General features: G+C 68.8%; 10 protein-coding genes (1 of these 10 only partly in view). All 10 read right to left on the reverse strand.

Translation table 11 applies throughout. The annotated features are described in order from the left end of the window. Positions 1–3641 carry the start of a WXG100-like domain-containing protein gene (locus H074_RS07490; protein ID WP_007029423.1) on the reverse strand. It extends 25930 nt beyond the left edge of the window, so 3641 of the gene's 29571 nt are visible here — the first part of the coding sequence; it begins with the start codon at positions 3639–3641; its stop codon lies beyond the left edge, outside the window. Between the two features lie 213 nt (positions 3642–3854). Further along, on the reverse strand, positions 3855–4961 hold the full coding sequence (locus H074_RS38725; protein ID WP_007029424.1) for a hypothetical protein: 1107 nt from the start codon (positions 4959–4961) through the stop codon (positions 3855–3857). Positions 4962–5025: 64 nt separating this feature from the next. After that, positions 5026–5343 carry a hypothetical protein gene (locus H074_RS07500; protein WP_007029425.1) on the reverse strand — a complete coding sequence of 106 codons (318 nt, stop codon included), beginning with the start codon at positions 5341–5343 and terminating at the stop codon, positions 5026–5028. 9 nt (positions 5344–5352) lie between these two features. Beyond that, the gene (locus H074_RS07505; RefSeq protein ID WP_007029426.1) at positions 5353–7329 is read right to left on the reverse strand and encodes a hypothetical protein; all 1977 of its coding nucleotides are present in this window, start codon (positions 7327–7329) and stop codon (positions 5353–5355) included. Between the two features lie 6 nt (positions 7330–7335). Further along, a complete protein-coding gene (locus H074_RS07510; RefSeq protein WP_235096685.1) occupies positions 7336–7746 on the reverse strand; it encodes a YbaB/EbfC family nucleoid-associated protein in 411 nt (136 codons plus the stop codon). Next, positions 7685–9775, reverse strand: a complete 2091-nt coding sequence (locus H074_RS07515; RefSeq protein WP_007029428.1) for a hypothetical protein — start codon at positions 9773–9775, stop codon at positions 7685–7687. The genes H074_RS07510 and H074_RS07515 overlap by 62 nt, the downstream gene beginning before the upstream one ends. 6 nt (positions 9776–9781) lie before the next feature. Next, positions 9782–10216 carry a hypothetical protein gene (locus tag H074_RS07520; protein WP_007029429.1) on the reverse strand — a complete coding sequence of 145 codons (435 nt, stop codon included), beginning with the start codon at positions 10214–10216 and terminating at the stop codon, positions 9782–9784. A gap of 33 nt (positions 10217–10249) precedes the next feature. Beyond that, positions 10250–10549 (reverse strand): WXG100 family type VII secretion target, encoded by a 300-nt coding sequence (locus H074_RS07525; protein ID WP_007029430.1) that lies wholly within the window; start codon positions 10547–10549, stop codon positions 10250–10252. Positions 10550–10582: 33 nt separating this feature from the next. Then, complete coding sequence (locus tag H074_RS07530; RefSeq protein ID WP_007029431.1) at positions 10583–10921, reverse strand: WXG100 family type VII secretion target; 339 nt, start codon at positions 10919–10921, stop codon at positions 10583–10585. 123 nt (positions 10922–11044) lie between these two features. After that, positions 11045–12451 (reverse strand): type VII secretion protein EccB, encoded by a 1407-nt coding sequence (gene eccB / locus H074_RS07535; RefSeq protein ID WP_007029432.1) that lies wholly within the window; start codon positions 12449–12451, stop codon positions 11045–11047. Between the last annotated feature and the right edge of the window lie 3 nt (positions 12452–12454).

The raw sequence follows: 12454 nt of genomic DNA on the forward strand, positions 1-12454 counted from the left end.
GCTTCGGGCACCGGGTTCTGGAGTTTGCGCCCGGCGTCTGCGTTCAGCTCCTTCGCGGCCGGCCCCGTCGGCGGGGTGATCCGGACCAGGTCGTCCGGAAGCCGCACGGTGACCTGCCCGGGGACGGGCCTCGCCCGCACTTCACCGGCGGGCGGGCCGACTTCGGCGCCGTTCTCGTCGTGGACGCTGACGGTGAACTCGACGTTCAGGCCCACCCGGCGGGAACCCTCGCCGGACCGGATCGCCCGCTGGTCCGAAGTGGACACCGACACGGTCTGTGTCGCACCGGGCGCCGCCAAGGCGACCTTGCCGCCGACGGTGAGGTACGGGCCGGTCGGCGCCTGCACGGTCGCGGCCGTCCCGAGGTCACCGGCGTCGAGGACGGCCAGGTTCTCCGAGTTCGAAGTACCCCCTTGGACGGTGAGATCCGCCTTGGTCTTCTCCTTCGGCTCGCTCACCACGTCGCCGACGACGGTGGCCCGGATGCGAACCTCCCGCCGGCCCTTGTCCGTACGGATCGGGAAATACAGACCGCTGAGCACCGATTCGAAATCGTCGTGGACGGCGTTCCTGATCGCGTCGAGCCGATCCCGTCCGGCACCGGGCAGCAACCGGGCCAGCTCGTCGCGGAGTTCGTCGGTCCCCGTGACCTTCAGCACCGGCGCCGAGCCGAGCGCCTGCCCGGTGGCGAGGAACGGCGGCAGATCCGCCCGCGTCAGGCCCTGCTCGTCCTTGTCCTTCTCGACGGTGGTGGTCTCGTCGGTGGTGGTCTCGGTCGTTTCGGTGGTGGCCGGGACATGCGCCGGCAGCGGGTCGGCGTAGACGAGCCGGGGTGGTTGACCTGGGTCGAAGCGGATCAGCGGTTCGGCGTCCCGCGTGCCTTCCTGATGGCGCTCGACGATGTCGTTGAAGATCTTTTCCTGGAATTCGCCCTGCGGAGACCAGTACATGTGCGCGCCGTGCTGCACGCCCATGTTCCGTTTGGTCAGCAGTTCGACGACGTCGTCGTAGTCGGACGTCGTCAGGGAAGAGCCGTCGTCGACGCACCGGATGTGGTAGACGTCGTGATCGCCGGTGATGGGACGGAATTCACCGCCTTCGGTGCGGGCCTGGACGATTCCGTCCACCACCCGGTAACGCCCTTGCTCCGCCAGCAGGCTCATTTCCTCCGCGAGCGCGGCGAATTCCTTGCTCCGGTTGGCGAACCTGGCGTTGATCTTCTCCTGCGCGTCCGGTGGCAGGTCGGCGAGATCGTCCGGCAGTTTCGGCTCGAAGTAGCCGACCAGCCCGATGACGTCCGGCGAAGCACCCAGATACGTGTCGAGTTCGCTGACCGTCTTGGCTTTGATGTCCTTCGGCTTCGGCACCGCGCCCTGGTCGAGCCAGCGCACCGAATCCGGATTGGTCGGCCGGACGTCGAACACCACGTTCGACCAGTCCGCCAGCCATTGGAACCGCCGCTGGTTCACCAGCGGGAAGCCGAACTCCTCGACCAGCCGCCGCGGCGTCAGCGGTTCGCCACCGTCCGGATGCGGCGACGTCCATTCCTGCTCCCGCAGCTCCATCGGCCGCGGCGCGGGAGTGATCCCCGACTCCAGACCGTCGAAGAGGTCTTCCACGAACGGCTTGCCGAGATCCGGTTCGAGCGCGGGCGCCGGTTCGTCCTCGGTCTCGGTGACCATGCCGGCGGATACGGTTCCGACGTTCTCGGTCACCGTCTGCTCGACCGGAACGGACGCGGCGGCCGCGGCCGAAGTCGAGCCGACGGCCTGTTCGTCCGATGTGGTCCTCAGCGGGGCGGGACGGGTGCGCGGCCGTTCCTCGTCCTCCGGCTGTCCTTCGTACGCCGCGGATTCCTCGTAAGCCGGTGGCGCGTGCTCGACCGTCCCGGCGTCGGAGGAGGTCCGCACGACGGCGGGCGTGGACTCCGCCTCCGCCGCTTTGACGTCCGTCTTACCGGACGAGCTCGTCTTGACCTCCGACGGCGGCTTCGGGTCCGAAGCGGACTTGGTATTCGAAGTCGGCTTGGTATCCGAAGGCTTGGTCTCGGAAGTCTTCGTCTCGGAAGTCTTGGTCTCGGGGACCTTGGTGTCAGGAGCCGCCTTTGTGGCCGGAGCGGACTTCACGTCGGAGGTCGATGCCGTGTTCGGGGTGGTGGAACCGGAGCCTGCCGTGTTCGGCACGGCCGCCGGACCCGGTCCCGCCGCGGCCGGGCCCTTCTCGGTGCCGGGCGAGAGGTTCGCCGGGACGTCGCCGAACTTTCCCTTCATCGACTTGACCGCCGAGTCGAGGGCGCGCTCCCCGATCCCCTCGAGTTTGTGGCTGACCGCGCCGCCGACCACACCGCCGGCGAAACCCATGCCGTATTCCTCGGCGGACACGGACTCACCGTTGAGCGCGGCCATCGCGGCCTGGCTCATCACCCCGGAGACACCTTCGAAGAGGAAGGTCGTGCTGAACTCGGCCGCCCTGGCGACGAGGTTGCCGCCGAGCCGGTCGGCCGCGTTGCGGGACAGCACGTCCGGCACGTGCTCGGTGAGCAGGTCGACGGCGTCCTTGCCCAGCTTGTCGCTGTGCGGCGCGAGCACCTTGCGCAGGCTGTCGCCGAAGGCCCCACTGCCGTCCAGGCCGTGCCTGCTCCAGTTGTCCACGAAGGTGCGTGCGTAGTCCCGGCCGAGTTGCCGGGCCGCGTCGTCACCGAGGGTCTTGCCGAACGCGGTACCGAACCGGTCGGCGACTTCATCGCCGAAGCCGTCGATCGCCCGCTTCGTGAACGCGGTCGCCGGATCGGTGAGCTGTTTGCCCGCGCGGTCGGTCAGCGTCCGGCCGAGGTCGCGCACCCAGTTATCGGCGAGTTCGTCCCCGCCCGGCAGCTTGAGATCCTTGACCAGCTTCAGCAGGTCGTCGGTGGCGATCTTGCCGAAGTCCTTGCCCAGCAGGCCGCCGATCTTGCGGCCCAGCTTCTCCCCGAGCTCGCCGACGGCACCGCCGAGCAGGCCGCCGATCGCTCCCGAGATCGCCGTCTGCTTGGTGGTTTCGTCGTCCCATTCGGTGCGTTCCCGCTGCAGGCGCTGCACGGCGGCGTCGATGATCAGCCCGCCGGTGATGCCGATGAACATCTCGAACACGATCGCCCGCACGAGCATTTTGAACAGGACCAGCAGGTAGCCGCGGGTGAGGGCGTAATGCCAGGTGAGGTTCGCGAGCGACGCGCCCGCGGTGACGGAGGCGAGGGCGTACTCCATCGCGATCTCGTAGGCGAGGAGGAAAAGCTGGCCGATCGCGGAGAACTTCGTGTACTCGACGTCCAGCGCGATCTTGCGGCAGCCGTCGGCGATGCCCTTCGTTCCGTCGGCGAGTTCCCCCAGCAGGTTCGGTGACCCGCCGGTGAGGGGCTTCATGCTCTTGTCGAACGCCTCGCCGGCCTCGGGCATCGACAGCTTCTCGTCGATCGCCCGCTTGACCCTGGCGATGTCGTCCGGAAGCTCTTTCAGCAGTTCCGTGACGGTGTCGTATTCCTGCGCCGCGCGCCGGAACTTGTGCTGGTTGGCGGCGGGCCAGGAGACACCGAGGATTTCCAGAAGGGTCCGCGCCCACTCCGGCACATCGCCGAAGTCGCTGCGATCGACCTTGATGGGCACGGACCACCTCCTGACCTGTTCACCGGAGACAACGCGGCCCGGGGGCCGGACGGTTCACCGCGACCAGCGCGCGTGATCAGAGACGTGACTCGCGTGATTGGGGACCTGACTCGCGTGATTGAACGCCGCACTCGTGCGTACGGCGTCTGATCACGCGAGTTCCGCCTTCAAGCACGCGAGATCCGTTTCTGATCACGCGAGTTCGGTGTCGCGTCACGCCTGGCACTTGGCCTTCACCATCGCCGCGGCGTGGTGCGCGTAGGTCTTGGTGGAACCCGACCAGTCACGGCCCCGGCTGAGCAGCTGGACGGCCAGTTTGGCGCCGTTGATCCGGAACGTCCCGACGTTCACCCAGCGGCCGCGGTTGCCGATCTGGTCGACCTGGAACGTCCCGACCGGGGTTCCCTTGTCCACCGCGAACCGGTCGAACACGCGGTAGACCGACGGGCTGCCGCCTGCCACCGTCACGTCGCCGTTCGGGACGAACACCGAGACCGCGCACGAACCTGCGGTCACCGGGCCGGTGTTGAACGTCCACAGCCCGTACGCGCTGGCGTCGTCCTTGTTCGCGTCGCCGGACATGGGCATGGAGACGAACGACGTGCCGCAGCCGCCGTCGCCGTGATTGACCCAGCCCGCCTTCCCGTCGCTGTACGCGCCGACGCCGGTGAATCCGGTGCCGGCGCCGCATCCCCGTCCGGCCATGCCCTCGTAGGTCACCGTCTTGGCCACCGGTGCGGACGGCCCCTGAGGCTGCTGGGCAGGCGGTGCGGCCTGGTGCTGCTGCGGCCCCGGAGCCGGGCCGCCGCCCGCGGCCGGAGGCTGGCCGCCGGGGAGACCCGCCGTACCGGGATCGGCGGGCGCGCCCGCCTGGCCGGCCGGTATCCCGTCAGCCGCCTGTCCCGGCAGCCGGTCACCCGGCTGACCGGCGGGGACACCGCCGTTGTCGGCGGGAGGCGCGGCCAGCCCCGGCACGAACCCGCCGTCCGGCGGGAGATCCTTCGCGTAGCCCGCCGGCCCGGGCCCCTCGCCGGGCGAGGTGTCGCCGAGCAGTCCGCTGAGCGCCATCGGGAGGGCGACCAGCACGACGCCGGCGACCGCCGCCGCGACGATCACCGGTTTCGACATCCGGCCCGGCGTAGGCGATTCGACGCCGCCCCCCGCCTCCACGACCGGCGGTACGGTGCCGGCCGCCACCACCTCGGCGTCCGACGACTCCGTGGTTTCTTTGTCCGCCTTGGTTTCGGGGGCGGCGGCGGGCGCCGCCGCTTCCGCCGTGGCGACCGCGACGCCGGTGGACTCTTCTGCGTCCGTGGGCATGGTGTTCCCGCTTCCTTTACTGGCTCAGGTCGGCCGACGGCTTCCACACGGCCGCCGGAGATCGCTAACGCTTGAGTCCTCTGTGGACGTTTTCGATGTTCTGGCTCTCCGTGACGGCGAGCTTCGCCGCCATCCCCTTGGTGACGTTGGTCTGGTTCGCGACGACTTCGCCGATCGCGACGAACGCGCCTTCGATCTTCGTCACCGGGTCGCCGAGGTTGGTCTTGATCTCCTCGCCCATTTCGTCGTCGCCGCTGGCTTCGAAGATCAGGTCCCGCCGATCGGCGCCGAGTTCACTGATCTTGCGCATCTTGGCGCCGATGTCCCGGTACGCCTCGGCAAGGGTTCGCATGGCCCGCGGGTCCGCCCTGAAATCCGTCATGGTCCGTCCTCATCCCGTGGTGGTGCCGGTGCTCTGGCCGGTGGTGTCGCCGAAGCCGAACGTGTGGTCGCGCTGGGTGTCCGCGCTCAATCGGGTGCTGCCGAGACCGCGGGCCCGGCGCTTACGCCTGCCGAGTACGCCCGGCGCGACCGTCGGGTCGGTCCCCCAGGTCTCCTCGTCCTCGGCGATCCAGGTCGTCCGGTCGCGTTCACCCTTGCCCTGTCCGGCGCCGCCGGCCCCGCCCGCCGAGGGCGGATAGAACGGCACCCCGTTTCCGTTCCCGGTTCCCGCCGCCCCCTTGGGACCGCCGAGTGTCGGCGGGCCCGCGGTGGACGCACCCGCCGGTTTCCCTCCCTGCGACGGGGTGGGCGACGGCATGTCCGGCGACACCCCGATCCGGCCGCCGCCGAGTGCGCCCGGCCCACCGTGGAAGGTCGACTGAGGGTCGAATTTCGACATGGTCAGCGGCAGCGTGTCGGGTGCGCGGAGTGACGGGACCGGCGGCGGAGTGCGCCGCAACGACTTGAGATACCGCTCCATCGCCGACTCTCCGGGGTCGCCGGAATGGGTCGAGCCCGGTGGCGGATACGCCTTACGCAGCCGGTCCTTCTGTTCCAGGTTCCCGGTGCCCCTCGGTCCGACGATCTCGCCGTTCCCGTTCACCCGTGAGCCCGGCGGGACGATGATCGGCCTTCCGTCGGACCCCAGGACGGGTTTGCCGTCGGGTCCGATGACGGTGCCGTCCGGGCCGACGTGGGAACCGGTGGGCACCTTCAGGAAGGTGTTCGGGCCACCGACATGGGTGACCGGCGGCGGGAACAGCCCGCCGGGGCCGTTGACGCCGACGTGAGTGACCGGCGGTGGCGGTGGTGGCGAGGAGGTGGTGGGACCAGGGCCGCCGTCCCCGGTCGATCCGTCTCCTCCGCCGGGCCCGGCGCCGTCGCCTCCCGACCCCGCCCCGCTGTCCCCGGTGCCGCCGGAACCTCCCGAAAGGTTCAGATGGACCGGGGTCCGGATCGTCGGCAAGTACTGAAGGGACTGGCGGTAGGTCAGGTCGAGCAACCAGGCCACCGCCGCCGCGTTGGTGTCCGCGACCTTCAAGTGTTCCTGCCAGACCCGTTGCGCGGCTGACTCCAGCTTTTCGCGCGGAGCGGTGTTGCCTTCATCAAGAACTCCGCCGAGATAGGTGCTTTTCGGCCAGCCGTCCTCCTCCCTGGTGTACTTGGGGGGAGGATGACTGGCGAAATCCGCGGCCAGCTCGGGGGCCTGCCAGATCGCGCGCACCACACCGCTCGGGGTGGACAGCTCCGATCCCGGCGCGGTGACCGGGAACCCCAGACCGGTGTCGTAGGTGAAGCTTTCGCCGCCCCGCCACCGCGCGCGTCCCTCGTCGAGCACTTCCCCGGCACGCTTCAGCAGGCCGCCCGCCAGGTGGAGCGTCTCCCAGGACGTGAGGTCCTTGGTCATCTGGGCGACGAGACCCCGGCATTTGCCGGCGAGCACGTCCAGCACGTTCCAGAACTCGCCCGCTCCGGCGCCCTGGAAGGCGTCGCCGCGGTGGCCGGTCTTGTCCCGCCAGGTTTCCAGCGGGGTGACCTGTGCGGTCAGCCAGTTCGCCACCCCGCCCAAGGTGGTCGAGGCCCGCTCGAAGGTGGAGTGCTGCCCGACCGGGTTCGCGTCCTCCCGCAGGGAGTCGACGACCTTGTCGCCGTTGGTGAAGTAGGTTCCGGCCGCGCTCTCGAGTTCCTTGCTCGGGTCGGCGACGGCGTACCAGGACGTGAAGAACGTCATGCCTTCCGCGTGGATCATGTTCGTCGGCACCTTGTTGCTGGGGCCGCGAAGATGGGTGTAGACGCGCCACGTCAACCAGGGCACCCCGAGCACGGTCGACCGCGGCGGCACCGCGGGGAAGTCGGGATCGAGGGTGAAGATGTTGAGCGCTTCTTCCCACACCCATTTCGTCGTGTCCGGCCCGCCCAGCGCCACGGAGGATCAGTCCCTTCCCCTGCCGAAGACGTCCGAAGGCGCCTCTTTCCACAGAGCCGAGAACGCCTTGTCGACTTCGGTGCCGCCCGTCATCGCGGCACGGAGGTCGTCGCGCTGGTCCATGAGCGGGCCGAAGACCTCCACGACGGTGTCCGCCATCTCCCGGCGGGCGCGTTCCAGCACGTCGAGCAGTGTCCTGGCCAGTTGCTCCGGCGGCATGGACCGGTATTTCGTGGTGTTGAACTTGAGTCCCACCACGGAGTTCTGCGCGTCCATGGTCACCGTGACCATCCGGTCCGGCGAGGTCGCCGAAGTCGTCCGGGACGCGAGATCGGCCTTCGCCGACTCGATCCGGTCACGCTGATCCCTGAGCGTGACCATGGTCTGGTGAAGTTGCTCCTCCAGCCAGTCGGCCATCGTTTCCTCCCTGTCCGTAGTCGCGTGGGCCGCCGGCACCTCGACCGGCCACCCGGCCTCCTCGCCGTCGGCCGCCGAGTACCGAAGGCGGCAGCTTCGGATCGGTGCCCCAGGTCTCCTCGTCCTCGGTCAGCCAGGTGGTCCGGTCGCGTTCACCCTTGTTCTGGTCGCCGCCCGCTCCGGCACCGGCGCCACCCGCGGTCGGCGGATAGAACGGGACGCCGCCCATGCCGTTCTGCTGGTTCCCGTTGCCCTGCTGGTTCTTGATCAGCGACGGGCCGCCCTCGGTCGTCACCGGCTTCTCCGGCGGCCCTGGCGTCTCGTGCCCAGCCGCCGCACCGAGGCCGCCCGGAAAACCGATCGATCCCACGGTCGTCTTCGGGGCCGACGGTCCATTGTGGAGATTCGGCGAACCGCCGGACAGCGACGACACCGACGGCGAATGCGATCCGAGCAACGTCGGCATCGACGGGGAGTTGCCGCCGCGCAACGACTTCAGGTACTTGTCCAGCTCCGACTGCTGCGACTCGTCCTTCTTGACCGGCTCCGGCCGGGCCAGCCGGTCCTTCTCGGCGAGTTTGTCCCCCTTCGGCCCGATGATCTCGCCGTTGGGCCCGACCCGGGAGCCGGGCGGCACGACGATCTGCCGTCCGAACGGGTCGAGCAGCGGCTTCTTGTCCGGACCGAGCACGACGCCGTCGGGTCCGACGCTCGAACCGGACGGCACCTTCAGCCGCTCCTCGGGCTTCGGCGGGGCCGGTGGCGGTTTGGGGCCGCCCTTCGGCGGACCCGGTACCGGGGGCGGGGGTGCGCCGTTGGGTCCCTTCTTGTCCTTGTCGCCCTGAGAACCCTTGGTGTCCTTGCTGGGATCCGGGATCTTCGGCGGCCCGTCCTTCGAACCGGGCGGAGGTTTGGGCCCGCCGCCCGGCCCGGGCGGAGGTGGCGGCGGCGGCCCCTGCGATCCGGGAGGAGGCGTGGGCGGTGCCTTGTGGAGGTTGAGCCGCCGCGGTTCCCTGATCTGCGGCAAGCGCAGCTTCGCGGCGTTGTAGTTCGTCGGGAGGCTCGTCAGCACGGTGGTGGCAGCGGGATCCAGGACGTTTTTGATGTGGTCGAGCCACAGGTTCTGCGCCGCGGAGGCGATCCCTTCCCAGAAGACGGGGTTCCTGGCGTCCGCGCCGAGGATGGTGCTCCTGGGATAGCGCTCCCCTCCGGTCCCGCTCCAGTCGTCGTCCCTGGCCTTGCTCAGGTCCTCCTTGAACATCGTGGAGGTCCAGATCGCCGTCAGGCACCCACCCGGCCAGGCCAGCTGGCTGCCCGGCAGGTCCAGCTTGCCGAACTTGCCGGTGTCGCGGCTGAACACCTCGGAGGACTTCCACCTCGCATGGGCTTCCTGAAGCTTCGCGAAGGCCCACTTGAGTCCGCTGCCCTCGTCCTTGTCCGCCGTCTGGGGATCGTCCTGCTGTCCCAAAGCGTCCTTCAGCGCATCCGGCCGGACATCCAGCTGCCGGACCAGGTCGTTGCACTTGAAGATCAGGCCGTCCAGGACGTCACGGAACGCACCGGCGCCGGTCCCCTGGAAGTCGTCACCCTTCTTCCCGACCTTGTTCCTCTGGGTGTCCAGCTTCTTGGCCTGGTCGGAAAGCCAGGTCTTCGTGCCGTTCAACGCGTCGAACGCCCTGGTGAACGTCCAGGGCTGCGCCACCGGATTGGTGTTGTAGTAGCCCTGCATGGACTCGATGATGTCGTCCATGTTGCCGTAGAACTTGGTCATCACCGGCGTGAACGCCTCGTAGTTGGCGCTGGCCACCGCCCAGTACTCCATCCACCAGGTCTCGGTGGAAGCGAAGAAATCCCAGCCCTTGGGGTCGGGAAGGCCTCGGCTCTTGGCGTAGACGTCCCATTTGAGCCACTGGATCCCGGTGATGGTCTCGCGGCTCGGTACGTGGGTATCCGGCGCGTCGTGAGCGGCGAAGATCTTGAGAGCCTCTTCCCAAGGCTCCTTCGATACCTTGGCCTCTGCGGAAGTCATCGCGGATCAGGTTCCCGCGCCGCCGGGGGCGGGGGGAGCGGGATTGGTCGCGAAGATCTCCCCGAGTTGACTCATGTTCAGTTCGGTGGACAGCTTGATGTTCTCGTCCTCACCGCTCATCGCGATCCCCACCACGTAGGTGATGTTGTCGTTCAACGTGATGAGCTGGTTCCTGATCGCGTCGACCTGCGCGTACAGCGTCGGACCGGTGCCGGTGCCGGGCGCCTCGTACTTCTCGATCAGCAGCTTGGCGGGTTCCCACGCTTCGGAGCCGGCCAGCAGCCGTCGTTTCCCGGTGGTACTGCCCACGGTCAGGGCCAGTTCCGCGACGTCCTTGTTCGTGTTCAGCTCTTCGACCATGTTCTGCAGCACCTCATCCTGGAACCTCTGCAGAAAGCTCACCGTGATCTTGATGTCGCCGCTGTCCGGCTTCTCCGCCACGCCCCTACTTCCTTTCCCGAAAGCGACCCGGAATCAGATCTGGAACTTCGCCCCGATGTTCTTGTCGGTGCGCTGGTAGTTCTCGAAGGACAGGGCCAGCGTCTGGTGTCCCTTGGTGAACCGGCCTTCCATGGCCTTGGTCGTGGCGTGCCAGCGGCTCTGCAGATCCTCGTAGGACGTGGCACCCTGACCGATCCAGCTGCTGGTCATCGGCTTGATGGCCTGCTCCAGATCGACCAGTGCGGCGTCGATCTGCTTGCTCAGCTGGACCATCCGCTCGGCGAGGTGCGGGATGTTGCCGCTGACCGCGAAACCGTCATAGGGAGTACTCATGATCGTTTCCTCTCTGAAGCAGGGGTGGGGAGATCAGGTCAGCGCGTCGAAGACGCGGTTGCCCTCGTTGCCGCCGAACGCCGTCAGGGCGGTCAGGTTGATGTCCTCTTCGGCGGTGTTCATGTGCCGGTCGCTTTCGCTGACCAGGTTCTTGATCTCCGTGAGCATGCCGAGCACCTGGACGTAGTCCTGCTCCCACAGCTCGAGCTGGTTGAGGAAGGTCTGGGACGCCGCGCCCTGCCAGTCGGCCCTCAGGTCGCTGCGGACCGTGGTCACCCCCGAGTGGATGTTCTTGCAGGCGGATTCGCATTCCTCGATGGCGGCGATGCCGCCCTTCATCCCCGTGTCGGTCTTCTGGAACTGCATGTTCATCTTCTCGCTCGTCCTTCCTCGCGGTCTCGCGGACTTTCACCGGTCCACAGCAAGGACACCAAGTCCGGCACCGGCAGACCATGCGGAACAACCGGCAGAAGTCGCCACCGGGGATTCCTCCGGTCAGGAACCGCAGGCCGCGACCGCCGGCAGGACCGTTCCGCCGTCACGCAAGATCGCCGGATCCAGCGGGGCCCCGGTCGGCACCAGGTTCAACAGGGTGATGGGCAGCCCGTTCGAGGCGGCGGGATCGAAGCCGAGTGCCTTCGCGCCTTCCTGGGGAACCGGGTACTTCACGCCGGTGTCGGTCACCAGGAAGAGGGCGTCACCGGCCCGTCCCGACGCGGCGGAGGCCCGGACGAGGGCACCCGAACCGGGACGCACCGAGATCCGGTCGATCCGGGAGCAGGGTGCCGCGATCCCGGGCCCGGCCGTCGGCGCCTGGCCGGACCGGGTGAGCGTGTCCGTCACCGCCACTTGGGTGCGTGGCGCGTCGCCGTCCGGGGTGACGAGCGCGCACAGGCCCTGTCCACTGTGGAGAGTCGCGGCCTTCGGCGGTTTCACGGGCGGAGGCTGCTCGACCGAGGACAGGTGCTCGCTGACCACCCGTCCGGGCAGCGGGGCCACCGCGATGTCCCCGCCGCCGTACGCGGCCCGGCGGACCTCCGGATCGGCGGTCAGCAGCCGGGCGTCCAGTTCGGACAGCGGCGTGAGACCCGCCTTCGTCAGCACGTACTGCCGCGCGGGTTCCCCGGACACGGTGTAGAGCCTGCCGATCCGCGATTCCGTTCCGCCGAGGGCGGGTCCGGCGTCGCCGAGCCCGTCGATCGCGGGCGGCGCGAAGTCCGGGCCCGCGGGCAGCGCGTCCAGCAACGCCGCCGGGACCTTGGCGGGCTGGAGGACCCCGTCCACCGCGTCGAGCGCGCCGCGGCCGGTCTCCACCCGGTGCCGTTTGCCCTTCCACAGCAGAAAGGTCGTCCCGTCCGGGGTGACCGCGACGACCGCGGCCTCGTCACCGAGGGGTCGCGCGGTCGCGCCACCGACGCGCAGCGCGGTCGGCCCGGACTGATCGCGGTCCACGGAGGTGCACACCTCCCACGGATCCTCGGCGAGGACGGGAAGCGAGTCCGGCGCGCCGATGATCCCCAGTGGTTCGCCGCGCGGCACCTCTTTGAGCGAGGCCTCGGAGACATGCTTGAGCGCGAGCTGGTTCCCGGCGACCAGTTTGGCCGAGGCGAAGTTCAGCACCGGCAACAGCTTTCCGCCGGCGTAGAGGAATCGCGCCCCCGACGAGTCGGCCACGACCAGCGCGCCCTCCACCCGCCAGGACTTGTTCCCGCCCGGGGAGACCAGCCCGAACACCAGCAGGCCGAGACAGGCGAGGACGGCGACCAGCATGCCGATGACACTGCCGCGGTAGGTCCGGTGCAAGGGGCTCTCCGGCGCGTCGGGATCGACCCGCAGCAGTGCCGAGGTCAACCGGCCCAGCATGAACCGGTGTGCCTGGACCTGATCGGTTTTGGCGTTCATCCG

The sequence above is a fragment of the Amycolatopsis decaplanina DSM 44594 genome, assembly GCF_000342005.1.
Classification (GTDB): domain Bacteria; phylum Actinomycetota; class Actinomycetes; order Mycobacteriales; family Pseudonocardiaceae; genus Amycolatopsis; species Amycolatopsis decaplanina.